Here is a 19,918-nt window from a genome sequence, read left to right as displayed (position 1 = left end):
GTTTGCGGCGTGGCGAATTGAATAGCCAAGCTGAGTTCCCCTGTTGCGAAGGAATTTCCCGATGTTGCTTACCTCTGAGAATACCGCTCCTGACCGTCGTGTCGGGCTTCGTGCGCTAGGGCTTGCCTCTGCCGTCGCCCTGGCTGCCTGTGGCAGCCAGGGCAGCGATGCCGACCGTGTCGATGCCACCGACACGACCGTGGCGACCGAAACCCCGACGATGAGCGATGCCATGGCAGCGCCCGACGTCACCGAGGCGTCCTCAACGATGCAGCCCGCCGAATATGTGGCTGCGGCCGCGTCCGGCGACATGTACGAGATACAGGCCAGCCGGCTGGCCGAGAAGCATAGCAAGAATGACGGGCTGCGCGATTTTGCCGAGCAGATGATCAAGGACCATGAGGCGACCATGGCGAAGCTGAAGCCGATCGCGCAGGAAGCGGGCGCGCCAGTGCCGACGGCCATGCAGCCGCGCCATGCGCAGATGATTTCGGCGCTGGAAACGGCGAGCCGCACCGACGATGGCAGTTTCGATCGGCTCTATCGCGAGCAGCAGATCATTGCCCATGAAGAAGCGGTGACGCTCCATCGGGGCATGAGCAACCGAACCGACGCCTCGGTGGCGCTGGCAGGCTTTGCGCGCGAGACGTTGCCCAAGGTCGAGCAGCATCTGGCGATGCTGCAGGCCATGCCGGCCGACGCCGCGCAGTAGGCCATGGATGTTGATGTGCCCCCGACCGATCCCGGTGCCGAGGCGGCATTGGAGCCCAAGCCGGAATGGCAGCCGCGGTACAAGGGGTCGGAGCGGCTGACCGGCAAGGTGGCGGTGATCACCGGTGGTGACAGCGGCATCGGCCGGGCGGTGGCGGCGCTGTTTGCCCGCGAAGGTGCCGATGTGGCGATCCTCCATCTCGGCGGCGTCGAGGAGGAGGAGGATGCCCGCGAGACCTGCCGGATCGTCGAGGGCGAGGGGCGGCAGGCGCTGGCGATTGCGGGGGACCTGGCCGACGAAGTCTTCTGCCGGTCGGCAATCGACGACGTCATCGAGGTCTTCGGGCGGCTCGACATTCTGGTCAACAATGCTGGCGAGCAGCATCCGTCGAAGGATATCGGCGAGTTGCCGAGCGACCAGTTCGAGCGGATCTTTGCCACCAATGTGTTCGGGATGTTCTACCTGACCAAGGCGGCGCGGGCGCATCTGGGCAAGGGTGCGGCGATCATCAACACTACGAGCGTCACCAGCTTTGCCGGCTCGGACGAGCTGGTCGATTATTCGGCGACCAAGGGCGCGATCACCTCCTTTACCCGGGCGCTGGCGCAGCAGCTCGCCGAGGCCGGGATCAGGGTGAATGCCGTGGCGCCGGGACCGATCTGGACGCCCCTCAATCCGTTCGGCGGTGCGACGCCCGAGAAGCTGGAGACGTTCGGCGAAAGCACGCCGATGGGCCGGCCCGGCCAGCCGAACGAGGTGGCGCCGAGCTATTTGTTCCTGGCCTGCGAGGATACGAGTTACATGACCGGGCAGGTGTTGCACCCGAATGGCGGGATCAGCGTCGGCGGTTAGAGCCCCAGTTCTGCTCGGCGACGGGTAAGGGTGTCGATGACGGCGTAAAGGATCTTGTGCGCGCAGGGCATCAAGTCCGGGACGTAGGTGGCGCCCATCCCGCCCAGGCCTTCGGCGATCGGCTCCGGGCTGCCTTCGGCGGGCCAGGGCCAGCCCATGCGGGCGGTGGGGATGCCGAGGCGGCGGAGCATGGCGCCGTCGGTCTGGCCGGCCAGCCAGTCGGGCGTGGTGTAGGGTCGGGCTTCGATATGCTCCCAGCCGCGGCGGGCGGACTGGATGATCCAGTTGTTCTCGTCGGTGGTGCCGCCCGGCGTCGAGCCGTACATCTCCCAATCGAGATCATGCTGGGGATAGCGGGTCTTGAGATCGGCCATGAAGGCGGCGAACTGGGCCTTGACGGCGCCAGGGCTGGTGCGCGGGTTGATGCGAATGTCGAAGAAGATTTCTGTGGCGGCCGAAGGGAAAGCGGGGCGGCCCTCCCAGCCCGAGCGGATGCCGCCGATCCAGCCATGCGGCTTGATGACGCCCGAGGTGTTGCGCTCGGCATAGTCGAGGATCCAGGTTTCGAGCTCGGGGATAATGTCGGCGGCCGGGAGGATGGAGGAGCGGAAGGCGGGAATGCCCCGGGGCACGCCGGCATAGCCGAGGGTGCCCTTGATGATCAGCTTGAACCAGCCCATGCCGGGCTCTTCATGATAGACCCAGTTCCAGGGCTTCATGATGATGGCGAAATCGGGGGCAACGCCGCGCATCAGCAAATGGGTGACGCCGTTCGACATGCCGGCATTGGCGCGCTCCGGGATATTGACCGGCATGCCGCCGTCGGCGAACCCGACATTGAGGTCACCGGCGATCGGGACGTCCGCCTCGACCAGCGCGGTGGCGATCTCGGTCAGCGTGGCGACCATCGCCTTGGGGTTGGAGGAGCCGAGGCCGTAGATCCAGTCGCCATTCTGCTTGGCGCGGGGGGCGAGATCGGCGAACTGCTTCGGGCCTGACCAGGGATAGTCGCTGGCGTTACCCTCCAGATGGGTGTCGATGGGGGCGTAGAGCAGCAGGGTGGCGCCGTCGCCGGAGCCCCGGCGTTCGGCGAAGACATTGCCGGTGGTTTCGCTCATCGGCATGTAGCGGCTGTTGAGGCCGGCGGCGGCGAGTTCCGAGACGATGTATTCGGATGCGGCGCGGGTGGCGCCGGTGGGGCTGTGGATGTCGGTGAGCGCGAACAGCCGCCGGGCGAGGCGCTGCTGGTCGAGACGGGCGACGGCGGCCTCGTACCAGCGCTGCTGATCGTCTGAGAAGGGGGCTTTTGCGGTGGGCTGCATGGCAAGGCCTCAGGCGGGATGAATGCGGGACAGGAGCTCGATGGTCAGGTGGATCAGCGCGCGGTCACTGTCCGGCGCGCCGATCAGCTGGAGGCCGAGGGGCAGGCCCTGATCATGGCCCCAGGGGAAACCGAGGCAGGGGGTGCCGATGGCGGTCCAGATGCGGCTGAAGCTGGGGTCGCCGGTGCTGGCGAGGCCGGCGGGGGCGATGGCGGTGGCGGCCGGGGAGAGGATAGCGGCGATGCCGTCGAACAGCGCCGGCAGGGCGCGTTTGGCGGCGGCGAGGGCATCGAGGTTGGCGTCGTGGCGGTCGTCGCTAATCGCGGCGCCTTTGGCGACAAGCGCCTTGAAGGCGTCGCTAACCTGATCAGGGTGATCGCGGGCGAGATTGCCGAGCAGATCATGGACATCGCGGGCGTGAATGTCGGCCTGGAAGCCGTATACGGCCTCGATCTCGTCAGGCAGTGGCCGGTCGATGACCGGAATGCCGGCGGCGGCGAGGGCAGCGGCGCAGCTATCGAATGCGGCGCGCATCGCCGGGCTGGCCTGCTCCCAGGCCGGCGTGCGGGCGATGAGGATGGCGTGGCCGTTGGGCGCGGCGGGGGCCGGCGGGCGCGGGGCGAGGATGCTGTCGATCAGCAGCAGGTCCGGCAGGGCGCGGGCGAAGACGCCGAGCGTGTCCATGGTGTGCGAGGTGGCCTTGAGGCCGGCGGTGGGATAGCGGCCGAGCGTTGGCTTGAAGCCATGGATGCCGCAGAAGCTGCCGGGGCGGAGCATCGAGGCGACGGTCTGGGTGCCGAGCGCGAGAGGCACATGGAAATCGGCGACGGCGGCGGCTGAGCCGCTCGACGAGCCGCCGGGGGTGTGGGCGGGATTCAGGGGATTGGCGGTGGGGCCGGGGTGATAGGTGGCGAGCTCGGCGGTGTGGAGCTTGCCCAGGATGATGGCGCCGGCGGCGCGCAGCAGGGTGACACATTCGGCATCGGCTTCGGGCTGGTGACCGGCGAAGGCGGCGCAGCCATAGGCTGTCGGCTGGTCGGCGGTATCGATGACGTCCTTGAGGCCGATCGGGATGCCGTGCAGCGGGCCGGCGGGGGCGCGGGCGATCTGGTCGGTGGTGTCGGTGGCGACATGCGCCCAGGCCCTGACCAGCCCGTCCCGCGCACGGATGCGTGCGAGGCAGTCGTTGGTAAGGTCGGTCGCGGTCAGCCGGCCCGCGCGCAGGTGATGGGCGGCGTCGGTGGCACTGAACGTCGACGGATCAGGCAGGCTCACGCCGGCAATTCCTGGCCGGCGGACTTCGGTTGGCGGTGCCCGAACAGCATCGGCTGGTCATAGGTGCGGACCTGCCAGTCGTCATCGATGGTGCGCCCGCCGAAGCCATATTCGAAGGCGAAGCCCGAGGGGGTGTGAACGTAGAAGCTCTGCATATGGTCGTTCGAATGCTTGCCCATTTCGAGCATGATCGGATAGCCGGCGTCGCGGACCAGATCATAGGCATAGCCGACGTCGTTGAAGTCTCGCGCTTCGAGCATGATGTGGTTGAGGTCGCCGCCCTTGAGGGGGCCGAATTCGTTCATGATCGCCAGCGTGTGGTGGCGGGCGTTGCAGTGGAGGAAGGTGGCGTCCTTGTCCTCCCAGATGATGTAGTCCGAGACGCGAAAGCCGAGCATGTCGATGTAGAAGGCGACTGCCGCCCTGGGGTCCGCTGCGCTGAACACGATGTGGCCAAGGCCGAGCTTGCCCGTGTTGTAGCCGGTGATGGGGCGGCCGGGATTGAGCGGAATGTTGCAGGCGGACGGGCCGTAGAACAACTCGGTCTCGAGGCCCAGATGCGGCTCGTGGAAGCGCCAGAGATCGCGGACCCGGCGCTCGGCCTTGAGTTCGGCGCTGCCCTCGGTGACTTTGTGGCCGGCGGCCTTGAGCTTTTCGACCAGCGCCAGCAGGCCCTCTGGGGTGGCGACTTCCCAGCCGATGCTGCGCAGCCGGTTGGTCGCCGCCGGATAGAGGCTGAAGCGGTGGTGATATTCGTCCATCTTGAGGTCGACGGCGCCGTCCTCGCGGGGCTTGGCCTGCAGGCCGAAGATATCGCCGGCGAACCTGAGCCAGGCTGGCATGTCGGCGACATCGAGATTGGCATAGCCGAGACTTGCGACAGACATTCCGGTCTCCTCAGGTGCTGGCAACGAATTGTTCGGCGTGGATGTTTTCCGGCGCCAGGCCGGCGGCTTCGAGCGCATCGCGGGCAGCGGCAACCATGGCGGGCGGGCCGCAGAGATAGGCAATGCTGGCCGGATCGACCGGGGTTTCGAGCATGGCGGCGACCGGGTTGCCGAGGCGGACGCCTGCACAGGGTTCACCCCGATCGATGCTGAAGCGCGTATCGAGGCCGGGCATCCATTGGCTGCGCAGGTCGAGCGGCTCCTGGTGGAACAGCGCGTCGCTATGGGCGCAGCCGAAGCTGAGGATGATCTTCGGCTTGCGGCCGGGTTTGGCGCGGATGGTATCGATCATCGACAGCATCGGAGCGAGGCCGGTGCCTCCGGCGATCATCAGATGCGGGGCGGTGGCCGGGGCCGGGCGCAGGAAGAAGCTGCCGAACGGGCCTTCGATCTCGACTGTGTCATCGGGCCGCGCGGCGGTGCGCAGCCAGTTCGAGGTGACGCCATCGGGCAGGAGGCGGATCAGCAGCTCGATCTTCGGCAGGTCGCCCGGTGTGCTGCTGATCGAATAGCTGCGGCGTTGGTCTGTGCCGGGGATGGTGAGCTGGATGAACTGGCCGGGCTGGAAATCGAGCCAATAGCCGTCGGCGAGCTCGAGCTCCAGTCGGACGACATCGCTGGCCAGCGGCTCGATGGCATTGATGAAGGCATGGACCCGGGTGGCGGCGCCGACGCTGGTGCTGGAATAGGGCAGTTCGAACCGGCAGTCGCCCGCCGCCTCGGTCATGCAGAGAAGGCGCTGGCCCACGGCTTTTTCGGCCGCCAGCAGCGAGGAGCTGCCGGCCCGCATGTCGGCCGTGCCCTCGGTGAGCCGGGCGATGCAGCTGGTGCAGCTGCCCGACCGGCACTGGTAGGAGACGCCGAGTCCGGCGTCGATGGCGGCATCGAGGACGAGCTGGCCGGGGGCGACGGCGATCATCTGCTCGACGCCGTCCGAAAAGCCCAGCGTGATGCGGGCCAGCCCCTCGCTGTGTTCGGCCATTGCGAGGGGCTCGGCCCGGTCAGTCATTGATCTTTTCGACGAAATAGCCGGGCGCCTTGCCTTCGGACAGACGGCGATACTTGATCGGCGAATGCTTGGTGGCGTTCTCGACGCCCTTGCCGGGCTGGGCGATGCCGCGGTTCCAGCGCGAGGCGACCTTGCGCCAGGTAATCGGCGACACGTCGGTGCTGACCAGCTGCTCATTGTCCCAGCCATAGCCGTCGGCGTAGAAGTCGTGCATGGCTTCACGGGCGTACAGGTCGCAGTCGTTGAAGCCTTGCAGGCACAAGGGCTTGAAGACACGTTCATAGCGGTAGTTGAAGTCGGTCTTCGCCTTCTGGTCCGGGCAGACCTTGACCAGCACTTCCCAATATTCATGGGTGTCTTCGGTGATCGGGACATACCATTCATACTGGACGAGATGCTCCTCGGGCCAGTTTTCGACCATCAGCACGCCGGGGAGGACGACCGACGTGCGGTAGAAGCGGCCGTTCATGCCTTCGACCTTGAGGTCGAGGCGCTTGTTCTCGAGCACCGGCGCCCAGCGCTCGGTGAACAGCCACTGCATCAGGCCCTTCGGCCCTTCCTCGTCCTCGATCAGCGTGATGCAATCGTCCGAGGTGGGGAGGATTCCGAGCGGGAGCACCCAGTTCATCGCCTGGACGATGGTGTTGTCCTTGTGGACGAGGATATGAGCGTTGTCGAAACCGTTCTCGCAGGCGATGCGCCAGTTGGTAAAGCCGGTGCGGTGCATGCCGAGGCAGACGGCGTTTTCATCGAGGACGCTGGGGGCGCTCGGCCACAGCGGGTGCGGATATTCCTCCGACCGCTCGGGGAAGCGGATCGGGAGATCGTGGCTGAGCGGTGGCACATCCTCATCGGGAAAGCCGTCCTCACGGACGAAGACGAAGATCATGCCGGCGACTTCATGCACCGGATAGGTGGTGAGGCCGGTGGTGCCGATCAGCTTGTCTTCCTCATTGGCGACGATAGTGGCGAGGATGCCGGTCTCGAGGTCGAAGGTGAAGCCATGGTACCAGCAGGAAATGGTGTCCTTGGTGAAGCACATCGGCTTGGCCGAGAGGCGGACGCCGCGGTGGACGCACTGGTCCTTCAGCGCATAGACCTTGCCGTCGATGCGGCGCAGCACGATCGGGATGCCGCAGATCTGGATGCCCTCGACCTTGTCCTCGCCCAGTTCCTCGCTGAACAGCGCCGGGTACCAATGGTTGATGAACCCCCAGGCGGCGTCCTTGTAGGGCTGGTAGCTGCTCTGGGTCTTGGCGTCGTTGACGCGGTTGTTCGAGATGGTGCCGCCGGCGCCCTTGGTGCGTCTGCGAATGGGAGTTTGTTCGGTCATGAACCTGTCCTTTCAGCGTGCACGGTGGATTATTTGGCCATGAAGGCGCCGACGACGCGATCATGCTCCTCGGGCCGTTCCCATTGCGGCCAGTGGGCGCAGCCTTCCATGATATGCTTTTCGGCGCCCGGGATGATCGCTTCCAGCCGGTCGGCGGCGTCGGTGCCGTGGATGGGGTTCTTGTCGGTCCACAGCACCAGAGTCGGGCAGGTGATGGTGCGGATGCCGTCTTCGTGGAAATAGTATTCTTCGATGTCGGGGGCGAACAGCCGGTCATAATATTCGATCAGCGCGTCCCGGGTCTCGGGGATCGTCCACAGCGCATAGCGCAGGTCGACCAGCTCGTCGGTGACGCCGCCCAATGGCATCAGCCAGTCGAGGCGCTTGCGGAGAAGTTCCTTGGTCGGGTTTTTCAGCGCGTTCATCGAGGTGTCGCGCAACGCGGTCAGGTCGCTGGCGCCTTCCTCGACATGGTTCGGGTCCAGATGCATGCCCCAGCTGGTATTGAGGATCAGCTTCGAGGTGCGCTCGGGGTGATTGATGCCCATGTCGAAGGCGATCCAGCCGCCGAGCGACTCGCCTTCGAACGCCGCCTTCTCGATGCCGAGATGGTCCATCAGGTCGATGCACTGGTCGGTGAACTGGTGAAGCCAATGGCCCTGGTCGGTCGGGCCCTTGTCCGAATACGCGGGCTTGGAGGACATGCCGTGCCAGATGAAATCGATGGCGATCGGCCGGCAGAATTCGGACAGCGCCACCATGTTGCGCGAATAGGTCTCGGCATGGCCGCCGCCGCCATGAAGCAGGAACAGCGCCGGCTTGTCATTCTCCACGGTGATCATGCGGGTGCGATATTTGCCGGTGTCGACGAACCGCGTTTCGGTGCCGAGCAGATCGACGTGGATCGATGCCATTTTGTCTCTCCCATTCCCCAGCGTGACGCTAGGCCAGTGTTCGATTGAAGTCCAATTGAAATTCAATTCATCAGGGCCGAAAAAGGGCCGCGGCGAAAACGCCGCGGCCCTTGCTCGATCAGAAGTCGTAGCGAACCGAAACACTCCACCAGCGCGGCCGGCCATAGCTCTCTTCCGAGCAGCCGCAGAGCGTTGCCAGGTTGAAGCCGATATTGGCATAGCGCTTGTCGAAGATGTTCTGGACGCCGACGGAAACACCCAGCCCCCCGTTATCTTGCTTCCAGCCGACATTGCCGTTGAACAGCCAGTAGCCGGGCAGGCGATCGGCCTGGAAGTTGCGGATATTGTGGAAGAAGCTCGACTGGTAGCTGCCGTCTGCGGCCAGCATCACGGTGCCGCCGGCGATCGGCGTTGGGATGCGATAGTTGAGGCGGCCCGACAACTGGGTTTCCGGTGCGAAGGTCGGCTTGACGTCGCGGAAGACGCCGGGCGCAACCTGGACGTTCTTGACCTTGGCGTTGAAGGTCGAGACCGCTACCGCCGCCTGGAAACCCTCGAACAGCTCGGCCGACAGGTCGGCCTCGATGCCATAGGTGCGGGCATCGCGGTTCTGGACGAAGCCCGAGACGTTGGAGAAGGTGAAGGCCTGATAGTCCTTGTAGTCGTAATAATAGGCGGCGGCGTTGAACAGCACGCGCTCGGCGATGGTGGCCTTGAAGCCGCCTTCATAGGAGGTGAGCTTTTCCGGGCGATAGGGGATCTCGCCGGGTGCCAGCGGCGGCGAGCCATCGGGCAGAAGGGCGTTGTAGCTGCCGCCCTTCACGCCGCGGTTGACGCCGACATAGATCAGCAGGTCGTCGTTGGGCCGATATTCGAGCTGCACCTTGCCGGCGAACAGCGTGGTGGTCCGCTTGTTGGTAAAGCTCGGCTGGAGCGGGAAGAAGGCCGGGCGCTGGTGTCCAGCCGCTGATCACGGCTGTTGGCATAGGCGTTCGACATGAAGTCATAGGCCTGGCGCTCGGAGATGACGCGGGCACCGGCGATGAAGGTGAACTGCTCCGAAAATTTGTATTCGACCTGGCCGAACCCGGACAGCGACTTGGTGCGCAGCGTGAACTCGTTGGCGAGGTCGATGCCGTCGGTGACGGCGCCGAAAAGGCCCGAGAAGAAGGAGCGCGGCAGCGCCATGAAGCCGTTGGCGGTGTCTGAATCGATGTCCAGATAATAGCCGCCGAGCGTCCAGTTGAGGCTGTCCGAGCGACCGTTGAGGCGGACCTCCTGGCTGATCGAGCGGGTGTTGTTGACCGAGCCGAAGGATACGACATTGGCCGGCGTCGCGTCGACGTCGATGGCGAAATCCTTCTTCAACCGCTTGTAGTCAGTGATCGAGGTGAGGGTGATATCGCCGAAATCATAGTTGATATGCAGCGCGGTGTTGTAGCTGTCGGTGGTGTTGAGATCCTCGAAGGCAAAGTCCTTGGAAACTTCGAGCTTCTGGGCATCGGCGCCGAGGAAGCCGAAGAAATCGGCGCCGGGCGCGCGGCTGGCCGGGCCGCCGAAGGCGAACGGGATGTTCTGGCCATTGGGGCCGATCGCAGTGCGGGTCTCAGTGGCCGAGGCGACAATGGCGTCGACGACGCGGCCCTGGGCATCGACCACCGGCACGGTCGCAATGGAGGAGAAGGGTGCTTCCGACAGACGCTGACGGCTGTAGGAGCCGGTCAGCCGGATGTTGAGACCGGAACCTTCCGGCGCATATTGCAGCTGCAGGCGGGCCGACAACGTATCGTCGGTCCAGATGTCTTCGCAGCAGGGCGAGATCGGCGCGCCGAGGCCCAGCACCGAGCCGGGCGCCATGCCGGCGGGATAGACGTTCTTGAAGATCGGATCATGGGCATTGTAATAGAAGGAGGCGCGGGCCGAGAGGCCGCCGCCGAGGCCGCCGCCAAGCGCGGCTTCGATGCGGGTCTGGTTAAAACGGCCATAGGTGGCATCGATGAAGCCATCGAGTTCTTCCGTGGGCTTGCGCGGCACGAAATGGACGAGGCCGCCAGTGGCGTTCCGGCCGAACAGTGTGCCCTGCGGGCCCTTGAGGACTTCGACACGCTCGATATCGAAGGCGCCGAAATTCTGGCCCTGGAGATTGGGGATATAGGTTTCGTCGACATAGACGGCGACCGGCGCCTCGATGCCGTCGTTGAAGTCATTCTGGGTGACGCCGCGGATGGTGAACTGCGAGTTCTGGCCGCCGATGCTGCCGGACACGGCGACACCGGGGGTGAGGCGGGCGACGTCGATCGAGTTGATGACGCCGGCGGCTTTCAGCTGCTCGTCGGAGAAGGCGGTGACAGCGATGCCGACGTCCTGCAGATTCTGGCTGCGGCGCTGGGCGGTGACGAGGATCTCGTCCATGATGCCGCCGGTGTTGGCGGGGGCACTGGCCGTCTGCGCGGCGGCGCCGCCCGCGGACAGGCTGGCCAGGACGGCGAGAGAGACTCCGAGCGTGAATGACGTCGATCTGATCATGATGTACCCCTTGTTCTGACCCCGGTCGCAGCCGATGCCCCCTGCCGGCCGGCGCGGCGCGAACGCCGAGCAGGACGACGGTGGCTGACCCCCCGCGACGTCGTCACATTGGTTTGAAGCCTTGATCGATGTCAAAAGCCGGTCGGGCCTGCTTTCTTATGATGTGAGAATTGACCTAGCTGATTGGGGCTGGCACATGATTGAAACTCAATTGGACTTTTCTTGATCGTTGATTGGTGCCAATTTGCCACATCGGCAGCGGCGCATCGTGCGACGCAGGTTCGGTGGCAGGGGAGGGCGAGGGACAATGTCGACACCGCGAATCCAGTCTGTCGACCGCGCCTTTGCGCTGCTCCAGCAACTGTCCGAGCCGGGGGCGACGTGCAGCCTGCCGGTTATGGCGGCGCGTTCCGGGCTGAGCGTTGCCACCGCGCACCGGCTGCTGACGACATTGGAGGCTGTGGGGGCGGTGATCCGCATCGCGCCCGGCGGTTACCGCATCGGCATGGGGCTGCATGCGCTGACGCGTGGCTCCAACTGCGATGATGTGCTGGCTGCGGCCTTGCAGCCGGTGCTGAACAAGCTGGCGCGGTCGCTGGGGCTGGTGGTGCACGCCGGCGTCTGGGATGCTGACCAGATGGTGACCTATATCGCCAAGCAGGTGCCGCGCCACGCGCTGTCGATCCCGACGCGGATCGGCAGCCAGCTCGAGGGCTATTGCTCGGGGATGGGCAAGGTGCTGCTGGCGCATCTGCCCGATGACGCGCGCGAGGCCTATCTGGGCGGCGAGCCGTTCGTGATGCTGAGCCCCAATACGGTCACCGATCCCGAGGTGCTGCGTGCCGAACTGGCCCAGGTGCGGGCGCGCGGCTGGGCGATCGATGACGGCGAGATTTATGTCGGGCTGCGGTGCGTGGCGGTGCCGCTGTTCGATGCCGAGGGCGGGGCGATGGCAGCGATTTCCTGCTCGGGCAGCACCGATGTGGTGACCTGGGAGGCGGTGCCGCGGCTATTCGAGGCGCTGCGCGAGGCCTCCGAGGCCGTGCGTGCCAAGCTGTTTCCGGCGAGCCGCTTGCGGGTTCAATAGGGGGGACCATGACGAAGATATTGATGATCATGCCTGTGCCGTTGCCGGACGAGGCGCTGAAGGGCTTTGCCGCGCAGATACCGCCTGAGATGATCCCGGCCGGGATGACGATCGACTTCACCGGTGTGCGCAACGGCACGACCTTGCTCGATAGCTTGTATGAGGGGACGCTCGCCGATGCCTTCTGCCTCGAGGCCGGGCTGTCGGCGGAGGCGCAGGGCTATGATGCGGTGTGCATCAACACGATGAGCGATTCCGGGCTGCACGCGTTGCGCTCGCGGCTGACGATCCCGGTGGTGGGGACCGGGCGCTCCTCCTTCTTCCTGGCGGCCGAGCTGGGGCGGAAATTCTCGGTGATTACCATGTGGCCCGAATGGTACTGGCTCTACGAGAAGCTGGCCAAGGACACCGGGCTCGGCGACCGCTTGGCCTCGATCCGCGATATCGGTGTGCGGCCCGATACCCAGGAGCTGCTGGCCGGCAAGGAGGATTTCGTATTTGCCGCGCTCGAGGAGCAGTGCCTGAAGGCCGTGCATGAGGACGGCGCCGATGTGCTGATCCTCGGCTCGACGACGATGCACCAGTCGGCCGGCTATCTGCAGTCGCGGCTGCCGGTGCCGCTGATCAACCCAGGGCTGCTCGCCTTCAAGCAGTGCGAGCTGCTGCTCGACCTGAAGCTAGCGCAGAGCAAGCGCGCCTGGCCGGCGCCGAAGACGCCGAACGACGATGTGTTGCGGCATGTGCCGAAGATCTTTGGCTGAAGGGGCGAGCGATGACGGCACTGCCGAACCGGATGAACCGGGACAACCACTTCAAGCTGGGCACCTTCGCCTCCAATTGCTCGGGCGGCATGTCGGTGACCAAAAGCCCCGGCCGCTGGGATGCGAGCTGGGACAGCAACCTCAAGCTGGGGCTGCTGCTCGACGAGGCGGGCGTGGACTTCATGCTGCCGATCGCGCGGTGGATCGGCTATGGCGGCGAGACCAATTTCCATGGCAGCGTGCTGGAGACGATGACCTGGGCGGCCGGGCTGCTGGCCTCGACCAAGCGGATCACCGTGGTGTCGACGACGCACACTTCGGCCAATCATCCGGTGGTGGTGGCCAAGCAGATCGCCACCATCGACCGGATCAGCCATGGCCGCGCCGGGCTGAACATCGTCGCCGGCTGGAACAAGCCTGAATATGAGGCGCTGGGGCTGACGCTGCCCGACGATCATGAAACGCGCTACGCCTATGCGCAGGAATGGTTCGACATCATCCAGAAGCTGTGGACGCATGAGGGTGCGTTCGACTGGGACGGCCAGTGGTTCAAGCTGAAGGGCGTGCATTCGGACCCCAAGCCGGTGCACGGCCGGCCGCCGATCATCAACGCTGCCGGATCGGGGCAGGGGCGCGAGTTTGCGACGAAGAACGCCGACTTCCTGTTCACCCCGGCGATCGACCTGGCGCGGTCGAGCGAAGAAGTTGCCGAGATGCACGAACTGTCGGCGTCGAAGGGGCGGAAGGTCGATGTGCTGACGTTCAGTCATGTCGTGTGTCGGCCGACCGAGGCTGAGGCGCTGGCGTTCGTCGAGACGTTTACCGGCGTCAACAGCGACTGGGCGGCGGTGGAGAATCTGGTGGCGCTGCAGTTTGCCCATGCCCAGAGCTTTCCGCATGACCTGCTGGCGCTGATCAAGGACCGGATGGCGATGGGGCATGGCGGCTATCCGCTGATCGGTACGCCCGAGCAGGTCGCCGATGGCATCTCGCTGCTGGCCGAGACCGGCTTTGGCGGGACGACCTTGTCCTTTGTCGATTATGCGGCGGAGTTTCCCTATTTCCGCGACACGGTGCTGCCGATTCTCGAGGCGCGGGGACTCCGGCTGTCCGACTGAGTTCTTGCATGGTGAGACCGAGTATTTGGGCCGGGGCGGGCGCACGGCTAATGCTGGGGCTGTATTCTAGGGGAGTTTCGAGATGAGTTTGACACATGAGGGCACCAGCCGCACGGCGACCGTCAACGGCCTGAACATCCATTATCACGAGGCCGGCGAGGGCATGCCGGTGGTGTTCATCCATGGCGGCGGGCCGGGCGCTTCGGGATGGAGCAATTTCAACCGCAACATCGACGCATTCGCGGCCAACTGGCGGGTGATCATCATCGACCTGCCGGGGTTTGGCGAATCCGACCATATGGTGCCCGAGGACGGCATCTTCGCCGGCTATGCCGACAATGTGCTGGGGCTGATGAACGTACTCGGCATCGACAAGGCGCATGTCATCGGCAATTCGCTGGGCGGCGGCACCGGGCTGATGATGGCTTTGCGGGCGCCCGAGCGGGTGCTGGGGCTGGTGATGATGGGCACTGCCGGCAGCCTGCCGGTGTTCGGACTGTTCCCGAGCGAAGGGCAGCGCAAGCTGGCGGCCTTTTATGAAGGCGAGGGCGGGCCGACGATCGAGAAGCTCAGGGATTTCATCCATTCGCTGGTCTATGACCCGTCGACGGTGAGCGAGGCGATGCTGCAGCAGCGGTTCGAGGTGGCAACGCGGCCCGAGGTGATTGCCAACCCGCCGCTGAAATTCAAGGGCGGCAAGCCGTTCGAGGATCTGTGGCTGTTGAATCTGCGCGGCGTGCAGCAGCAGATCCTGCTGATCTCCGGCCGCGAGGACCGGGTGACGCCGGTGGATGCCAATTTCCTGCTGCTCAAGCTGCTGCCGAACGCGCGGCTCCATGTTCTGCCGCAGTGCGGGCACTGGGTGCAGTGGGAGAAGGCGGACGAGTTCAATGCGACCGTCGACGGCTTTCTGAAGCTGGCCAGCTAGCCCTTCGCGCCGGTGCCGTCCGCGCACCGGGGTGACGCCCTTGGCACCTTTCCATCATGCATCGCGGCGAGGATGTTTCGCCTCGTTGCGGCGTGATGGCTAAGGGGGCGGAACATGGGTATTCTTCAGGGGCGCAGGGACTTCATCAAGATGATCGGCGCGGGCTCCGCGCTGTCGACGGCCGGTAACGCCTGGGGGGCGTCGTCGAGCGCGCCGGACATGGTGGTGCTCAACGCCAAGGTATATACCGTCGATAGTGCGCAGCCGACGGCGCAGGCCTTTGCCGTGAAGAACGGTCGCTTCGTGGCCGTGGGCAGCACGACCGACATCAAGGTGCTGGCCGGGGCGGGGACGAAGACCGTCGATGCCGGCGGCGCCACCGTGGTGCCGGGCTTCAATGACGCCCATATCCATGCCGACGGCAATGAAGTGCTCTATGGGGTGCTGGTCGGCAATCCCTTCGAGATCGAGATTACCACGATCGACACCATCATCGGCAAGCTGCGCGCCAAGGCCAAGACGCTGCCGGCAAACACCTGGGTCGATGCCAGCTTCTACGACGACACCAAGGTCTCGGACGGTCGCCAACTGACGATCGCCGATCTCGATAAGGCGTCCACCACCCACCCGATCAGGGTCGGCCACCGTGGCGGCCATATCGCCTGGTACAACAGCAAGGCGTTCGAACTGGCCGGCATCACCGACAAGACGCCCAATCCGCCGGGCGGCGAATTCTTCCACGATGCCAATGGAAAACTGACCGGTCTGGTGGCCGAGCGCGCCAACCGCATGTTCGAGAAGGTCGGCCTTCAGGAAACCTATACGCCCGAACAGCGCCTCCAGCGCGCCTATGATGCGGCGGTGTATTTCTCCAAGATGCTGGTCAAATATGGCGTCACCAGCGTCCAGTCAGGCGCGCGCAATTTCGAGGAGATGCTGGTCCTGCAACGCGCCCGCGCGGAAGGCACCCTCTGCCACCGGGTCAGCTATGAATGCAGCGGCGAAGTGCTGGACGCCATGGTCCAGGCCGGCATCCAGACCGGCTTCGGCGATGACTGGCTGAAGTTCGGCTCCACCTCCGAACATGGGGTGGACGGCTCCTTTTCCGGCCGCACGGCGGCTCTGAAGGCAGGCTATCCCAATACGACGCCACGCTATCACGGCATTCTCACCGAGGAGCAGGACGTCTGCAACGCCTGGGTGGAGCGCGTCCACAAGGCCGGCATCAATCCCAATATCCATGCCAACGGCGATCTCGCCATCGACCGGGCGCTGATCGCCTTCGAGCGCGCCCACAAGATGAAGCCGACCAAGGACTGGCGGCCGAAGATCACGCACTGCACGGTGATCAACGATGACCTGCTGCGCCGCATCAAGGCTATCGGCGCCGTGCCGGCCCCGTTCACCAGCTACACCTATTACAACAGCGACAAATTTCATTATTACGGCAAGGAGATCATGGACAAGTCCATGGCATTCCGCGACTTCATCGACAATGGCATCATTGCGGCCGCCGGCACCGATTACCGGCCCGGCCCCTTCCAGCCTCTGATGGGCCTGCAGGGCATGGTCACGAGAAAGGGCTGGGACGGCAAGATCTGGGGCGCCAATCAGGCGGTTACTGTCGCCGAAGGGCTGAAGATCAGTACCTTCAACGGCGCCTACGCGACCTATGAGGACAAGATCAAGGGCTCGATCACGCCGGGCAAGCTCGCCGATTTCGTCATGCTGGCCGAGGATCCGCACACCATCGATCCGGAGAAGATCATCAACATCAAGATCCTGAAGACGGTGACCGATGGGCGGGTCGTCTACGAGGCCTGAGAGGATTCCTGCGCGCGCCGCAGGTCGAGGGCGACGTCGACGATCATGTCTTCCTGGCCGCCGACCATGCGGCGGCGGCCGAGCTCGACAAGGATGTCCCGAGTGTCGATGCCATAATCGGCGCTGGCCTTTTCGGCGTGGCGCAGGAAGCTCGAATAAACGCCGGCATAGCCGAGGCTGAGCGTCTCGCGGTCGACGCGGACCGGGCGGTCCTGCAGCGGTCGGACCAGGGTCTCGGCGGCGTCCATCAGCTTGTAGAGGTCGCAGCCGTGCTGCCAGCCCTTGCGGTCGGCGGCGGCGATGAAGACTTCGAGCGGGGCGTTGCCGGCGCCGGCACCCATGCCGGCGAGGCTGGCATCGACGCGGATGGCGCCGGCCTGGACGCCGACGAGGCTGTTGGCGACGCCGAGCGACAGATTGTGGTGGGCGTGGACGCCGCGCTGGGTCTCGGGCTTGAGCACGCGGTCATAGGCTTCGAGCCGGGCGCGGTAGCCGTCCATGTCCAGCGCACCGCCGCTGTCGGTAACATAGACGCAGGTGGCGCCGTAGCTTTCCATGAGCTTCGCCTGCTGCGCCAGCGCATCGGGCTCGATCATGTGGCTCATCATCAGGAAGCCGATGGTGTCCATGCCGAGGTCCCGCGCCGCCATGATATGCTGGCGGGCGACATCGGCCTCGGTGCAATGGGTGGCGACACGAACCGAGCGGACGCCGAGGGCATGGGCGCGCTTGAGGTCATGGACGGTGCCGATGCCGGGCAGCAACAGCGTCGTCAGCACAGCCGATTTGCAGACCTCAGCGCATGCTTCGATCCAGGCCTCGTCGGTCTGGGCGCCGAAACCATAATTGAAGCTGGAGCCTTGCAGGCCGTCGCCATGGGCGATCTCGATGGCGTCGACGCCGGCTTCGTCGAGCGACCTGGCGATGCTGGCGACATGATCGAGGCCATATTGGTGGCGAATGGCGTGCATGCCGTCGCGCAGCGTGACGTCCTGGATGTAGAGCCGAGTCTGGGTGGGATCGAACATCAGGCGGCCTTTCGGGCGCGGCGGGCGGCGATGGTCTCGGCGGTACGGAGTGCGGCGGAAGTCATGATATCGAGGTTGCCGGCATAGGCGGGCAGATAATGGCCGGCGCCCTCCACCTCGAGATAGACGCTGGTCTTGATGCCTTCGAAGCGGCCGAGGCCGGGGATGGCGACCGGATTGTTGGCGCCGAACCGCTCGAACTGGACCTGCTGCTTGAGCCGATAGCCGTGGACATAGGCCTGGACGCGGGCGACCATGGCGGTGATGGCCGCCTCCAGCGTCGCCTCGTCGGCGCCGGAGGACAGGGTGAAGACGGTGTCGCGCATGATCATCGGCGGCTCGGCCGGGTTGAGGACGATGATCGCCTTGCCGCGCGCCGCCCCGCCGACCTTCTCGATCGCGTGCGAGGTGGTCTCGGTGAACTCGTCGATATTGGCGCGGGTGCCGGGGCCGGCGGACTTGGAGGCGATCGATGCGACGATTTCGGCATAATGGACGGTGGCGACGCTGCTGACCGCGGCGACGATCGGGATGGTGGCCTGGCCGCCGCAGGTGACCATGTTGACATTGGTGGCGTCGAGATGGGTCTCGCCGTTGACGACGGGGATGACGAACGGGCCGATCGCAGCCGGCGTCAGGTCGATCATCACCTTGCCGGCGTTGCGGGCGATCTCGCTGTGGCCGGCATGGGCGCCGGCCGAGGTGGCGTCGAAGATGATGGCGATCTCCGGCCAGAGCGGGTGCTCGGCGAGGCCCTGCATGCCTGTGGCGATGGCGGCGATTCCGAGGCTTTCTGCGCGCTTCAGGCCATCGGACGCGGGATCGATGCCGACCAGCGCACTGGCCTCGAGCGTCTGCGACAGGCGGAGGATCTTGATCATCAGGTCGGTGCCGATGTTGCCCGAGCCGATGATCGCGCATTTCGTCTTCATGCCGCGTCGCCCATGCGGAAGCCGCAGCCGCCCAGCCCGCCGACCCGGGCCTCGACGACATCGCCTGGCTTCAGCGCCACCATTGGGCCGAGTGCACCGGTGAGGATAACGTCGCCGGCCTGCAGGCCCTCGCCGACCGCGGCGAGCGTGCGCACCAGCCAGAGCGCGGCGTTGAGCGGATGGCCGAGGCAGGCGGCGCCGGCGCCAAGCGAGACAATCTCGCCATTGACGGTCATCGCCATGCCGCAGGTGTAGAGATCGAGGCCGGCGAGCTTCCTGGGTTCGGTGCCGAGGACATAATAGGCCGACGAGCCATTGTCGGCGACGGTGTCGGCGAAGCTGATCTTCCAGTCGGCGATGCGGCTGTCGACGATTTCCAGCGCCGGCACGACATGGTCGGTGGCGGCGATGATGTCGTCGATCGTCGCCTGCGGATCGGAAAGCGGGCGGGCGAGGACCAGTGCGACCTCGGCCTCGACCTTGGGTTGCAGCGTGCGGGCGGGATCGAGCATGCCGCTATCGGCGATCTGCATGTCGGCGAACAGCGCGCCGAAATCGGGCTGGCTGACGCCCAGCTGCGCCTGCACCGCCTTGGCGGTGAGGCCGATCTTACGGCCGACCAGCCGGCGGCCCTCGGCCTGCCAGTGCGCGGTGTTGAGTGCCTGCACGGCATAGGCACCGGCGGCGTCATCGGTGGCGAGCCCATCGCGCAGCGGCGGGACGGCGCCGCCGGTATAGGCAGCGCGAAGACGGTCGGCGAGGTCTTGATGGCTTGGCATGGGAGGCCCCTTGGCTGAGGCTTCTGGCTATCGCGGGCGTGGCCGCGTGGCCAGAGCAACGGTGGCGGCAGTCTCGCTATCCGAGAAACATTTAGCGGATGCCAATGGTCTTGTGGGTTTGTACCGACAGCCGCCAGCGCGGGTGGGCCAGGCACCAGGCAATCGCAGCCTGCGTGTTCTCCGCTACCGCCGGGCCATCCATCGGCTGGACGAAGAAATGGGTGAAATCCAGCGTTTCGAACCGGTCCGGCATGGCATGGGTCTGGGGGAAGACCAGCTTCAGCTCGTCCCCGGACCGCTGGGACAGCAGCGAATTGGCCTTGGGCGAGACGCAGATCCAGTCCAGTCCGGCTGGTGCCTTGATGGTGCCGTTGGTCTCCACGGCGATGCGGAAGTGCCGGGCCTTGAGCGCGGCGATCAGCGGCGCGTCGAGCTGGAGCAGAGGCTCGCCGCCAGTGCAGACGATCAGCCGATGGCCGATACCATGCCCCCAGGCCTCGACTGCAGCGTCAGCCAGCGCTTCGGCGGTCTTGAACTTGCCGCCGCCGGGGCCATCGGTGCCAAGAAAATC

At 65.4% G+C, this 19,918-nt stretch carries 19 protein-coding genes; 7 read left to right on the top strand and 12 right to left on the bottom strand.

What is annotated here, in order from left to right; translation table 11 throughout:
• Positions 1–61 precede the first annotated feature (61 nt).
• Entirely contained in the window at positions 62–712 is a 651-nt protein-coding gene (locus ACTIFJ_RS08310; RefSeq protein ID WP_439533634.1) for a DUF4142 domain-containing protein, read from the top strand.
• A gap of 3 nt (positions 713–715) precedes the next feature.
• A complete protein-coding gene (locus ACTIFJ_RS08305; protein WP_439533633.1) occupies positions 716–1,564 on the top strand; it encodes an SDR family oxidoreductase in 849 nt (282 codons plus the stop codon).
• Here ACTIFJ_RS08305 and ACTIFJ_RS08300 read toward each other — a convergent pair.
• From ACTIFJ_RS08300 to ACTIFJ_RS08265, 8 genes are all read right to left on the bottom strand, one after another.
• Positions 1,561–2,886: a M20 family metallopeptidase gene (locus ACTIFJ_RS08300; protein WP_439533632.1), complete on the bottom strand. Its 1,326-nt coding sequence runs from the start codon at positions 2,884–2,886 to the stop codon at positions 1,561–1,563. The two genes, ACTIFJ_RS08305 and ACTIFJ_RS08300, sit on opposite strands and share 4 nt — an antisense overlap.
• Before the next feature lie 9 nt (positions 2,887–2,895).
• Positions 2,896–4,161 carry an amidase gene (locus ACTIFJ_RS08295; protein ID WP_439533631.1) on the bottom strand — a complete coding sequence of 422 codons (1,266 nt, stop codon included), beginning with the start codon at positions 4,159–4,161 and terminating at the stop codon, positions 2,896–2,898.
• Positions 4,158–5,048, bottom strand: coding sequence for a VOC family protein (locus ACTIFJ_RS08290; RefSeq protein ID WP_439533630.1), 891 nt, complete (start codon positions 5,046–5,048; stop codon positions 4,158–4,160). Before ACTIFJ_RS08290 ends, ACTIFJ_RS08295 begins: the two co-directional genes overlap by 4 nt.
• A 10-nt stretch (positions 5,049–5,058) precedes the next feature.
• Positions 5,059–6,090, bottom strand: a complete 1,032-nt coding sequence (locus ACTIFJ_RS08285; protein WP_439533629.1) for an FAD-binding oxidoreductase — start codon at positions 6,088–6,090, stop codon at positions 5,059–5,061.
• Between the two features lie 19 nt (positions 6,091–6,109).
• Positions 6,110–7,450, bottom strand: coding sequence for a Rieske 2Fe-2S domain-containing protein (locus ACTIFJ_RS08280; protein ID WP_439533628.1), 1,341 nt, complete (start codon positions 7,448–7,450; stop codon positions 6,110–6,112).
• Between the two features lie 29 nt (positions 7,451–7,479).
• Complete coding sequence (locus tag ACTIFJ_RS08275) at positions 7,480–8,364, bottom strand: alpha/beta fold hydrolase (protein WP_439533627.1); 885 nt, start codon at positions 8,362–8,364, stop codon at positions 7,480–7,482.
• A 118-nt stretch (positions 8,365–8,482) separates the two neighbouring features.
• Positions 8,483–9,247 carry a TonB-dependent receptor domain-containing protein gene (locus ACTIFJ_RS08270; protein ID WP_439533626.1) on the bottom strand — a complete coding sequence of 255 codons (765 nt, stop codon included), beginning with the start codon at positions 9,245–9,247 and terminating at the stop codon, positions 8,483–8,485.
• Positions 9,211–10,890, bottom strand: a complete 1,680-nt coding sequence (locus ACTIFJ_RS08265) for a TonB-dependent receptor (RefSeq protein ID WP_439533625.1) — start codon at positions 10,888–10,890, stop codon at positions 9,211–9,213. Before ACTIFJ_RS08265 ends, ACTIFJ_RS08270 begins: the two co-directional genes overlap by 37 nt.
• A gap of 307 nt (positions 10,891–11,197) precedes the next feature.
• Between ACTIFJ_RS08265 and ACTIFJ_RS08260 the strand changes: the two genes are divergently transcribed.
• From ACTIFJ_RS08260 to ACTIFJ_RS08240, 5 genes are all read left to right on the top strand, one after another.
• Positions 11,198–11,977 carry an IclR family transcriptional regulator gene (locus ACTIFJ_RS08260; RefSeq protein WP_439533624.1) on the top strand — a complete coding sequence of 260 codons (780 nt, stop codon included), beginning with the start codon at positions 11,198–11,200 and terminating at the stop codon, positions 11,975–11,977.
• Between the two features lie 8 nt (positions 11,978–11,985).
• Entirely contained in the window at positions 11,986–12,738 is a 753-nt protein-coding gene (locus ACTIFJ_RS08255) for an aspartate/glutamate racemase family protein (protein ID WP_439533623.1), read from the top strand.
• An 11-nt stretch (positions 12,739–12,749) separates the two neighbouring features.
• Positions 12,750–13,856, top strand: coding sequence for an LLM class flavin-dependent oxidoreductase (locus tag ACTIFJ_RS08250; RefSeq protein WP_439533622.1), 1,107 nt, complete (start codon positions 12,750–12,752; stop codon positions 13,854–13,856).
• 82 nt (positions 13,857–13,938) lie between these two features.
• Positions 13,939–14,784 carry an alpha/beta fold hydrolase gene (locus ACTIFJ_RS08245; protein WP_439533621.1) on the top strand — a complete coding sequence of 282 codons (846 nt, stop codon included), beginning with the start codon at positions 13,939–13,941 and terminating at the stop codon, positions 14,782–14,784.
• Positions 14,785–14,898: 114 nt separating this feature from the next.
• The gene (locus tag ACTIFJ_RS08240) at positions 14,899–16,608 is read left to right on the top strand and encodes an amidohydrolase (protein WP_439533620.1); all 1,710 of its coding nucleotides are present in this window, start codon (positions 14,899–14,901) and stop codon (positions 16,606–16,608) included.
• Here ACTIFJ_RS08240 and dmpG read toward each other — a convergent pair.
• The 4 genes from dmpG to queE all read right to left on the bottom strand — a co-directional run.
• Positions 16,596–17,639, bottom strand: coding sequence for a 4-hydroxy-2-oxovalerate aldolase (gene dmpG, locus ACTIFJ_RS08235; protein ID WP_439533647.1), 1,044 nt, complete (start codon positions 17,637–17,639; stop codon positions 16,596–16,598). The two genes, ACTIFJ_RS08240 and dmpG, sit on opposite strands and share 13 nt — an antisense overlap.
• A complete protein-coding gene (locus ACTIFJ_RS08230) occupies positions 17,636–18,568 on the bottom strand; it encodes an acetaldehyde dehydrogenase (acetylating) (protein WP_439533619.1) in 933 nt (310 codons plus the stop codon). The genes dmpG and ACTIFJ_RS08230 overlap by 4 nt, the downstream gene beginning before the upstream one ends.
• Entirely contained in the window at positions 18,565–19,347 is a 783-nt protein-coding gene (locus ACTIFJ_RS08225) for a 2-keto-4-pentenoate hydratase (RefSeq protein ID WP_439533618.1), read from the bottom strand. Before ACTIFJ_RS08225 ends, ACTIFJ_RS08230 begins: the two co-directional genes overlap by 4 nt.
• Positions 19,348–19,438: 91 nt before the next feature.
• On the bottom strand, positions 19,439–19,918 hold a 480-nt coding region (gene queE, locus ACTIFJ_RS08220; RefSeq protein ID WP_439533617.1), incomplete at its 5' end, for a 7-carboxy-7-deazaguanine synthase.

Origin of the sequence: Polymorphobacter sp. (assembly GCF_051860865.1) — a bacterium.
In the GTDB taxonomy this organism is placed as follows: Bacteria; Pseudomonadota; Alphaproteobacteria; order Sphingomonadales; family Sphingomonadaceae; genus Sandarakinorhabdus.
Note: the sequence above shows the minus strand (reverse complement) of the source record. Positions and strands in the feature narration are given on the sequence as shown.

Bases quoted from the DNA above. Each gene is read 5' to 3' on its own strand.
- ACTIFJ_RS08310 (WP_439533634.1), top strand. From the start codon at position 62: ATGTTGCTTACCTCTGAGAATACCGCTCCTGACCGTCGTGTCGGGCTT.
- ACTIFJ_RS08305 (WP_439533633.1), top strand. From the start codon at position 716: ATGGATGTTGATGTGCCCCCGACCGATCCCGGTGCCGAGGCGGCATTG.
- ACTIFJ_RS08300 (WP_439533632.1), bottom strand. From the start codon at position 2,886: ATGCAGCCCACCGCAAAAGCCCCCTTCTCAGACGATCAGCAGCGCTGG.
- ACTIFJ_RS08290 (WP_439533630.1), bottom strand. From the start codon at position 5,048: ATGTCTGTCGCAAGTCTCGGCTATGCCAATCTCGATGTCGCCGACATG.
- ACTIFJ_RS08285 (WP_439533629.1), bottom strand. From the start codon at position 6,090: ATGGCCGAACACAGCGAGGGGCTGGCCCGCATCACGCTGGGCTTTTCG.
- ACTIFJ_RS08280 (WP_439533628.1), bottom strand. From the start codon at position 7,450: ATGACCGAACAAACTCCCATTCGCAGACGCACCAAGGGCGCCGGCGGC.
- ACTIFJ_RS08275 (WP_439533627.1), bottom strand. From the start codon at position 8,364: ATGGCATCGATCCACGTCGATCTGCTCGGCACCGAAACGCGGTTCGTC.
- ACTIFJ_RS08265 (WP_439533625.1), bottom strand. From the start codon at position 10,890: ATGATCAGATCGACGTCATTCACGCTCGGAGTCTCTCTCGCCGTCCTG.
- ACTIFJ_RS08260 (WP_439533624.1), top strand. From the start codon at position 11,198: ATGTCGACACCGCGAATCCAGTCTGTCGACCGCGCCTTTGCGCTGCTC.
- ACTIFJ_RS08255 (WP_439533623.1), top strand. From the start codon at position 11,986: ATGACGAAGATATTGATGATCATGCCTGTGCCGTTGCCGGACGAGGCG.
- ACTIFJ_RS08250 (WP_439533622.1), top strand. From the start codon at position 12,750: ATGACGGCACTGCCGAACCGGATGAACCGGGACAACCACTTCAAGCTG.
- ACTIFJ_RS08245 (WP_439533621.1), top strand. From the start codon at position 13,939: ATGAGTTTGACACATGAGGGCACCAGCCGCACGGCGACCGTCAACGGC.
- ACTIFJ_RS08240 (WP_439533620.1), top strand. From the start codon at position 14,899: ATGGGTATTCTTCAGGGGCGCAGGGACTTCATCAAGATGATCGGCGCG.
- ACTIFJ_RS08230 (WP_439533619.1), bottom strand. From the start codon at position 18,568: ATGAAGACGAAATGCGCGATCATCGGCTCGGGCAACATCGGCACCGAC.
- ACTIFJ_RS08225 (WP_439533618.1), bottom strand. From the start codon at position 19,347: ATGCCAAGCCATCAAGACCTCGCCGACCGTCTTCGCGCTGCCTATACC.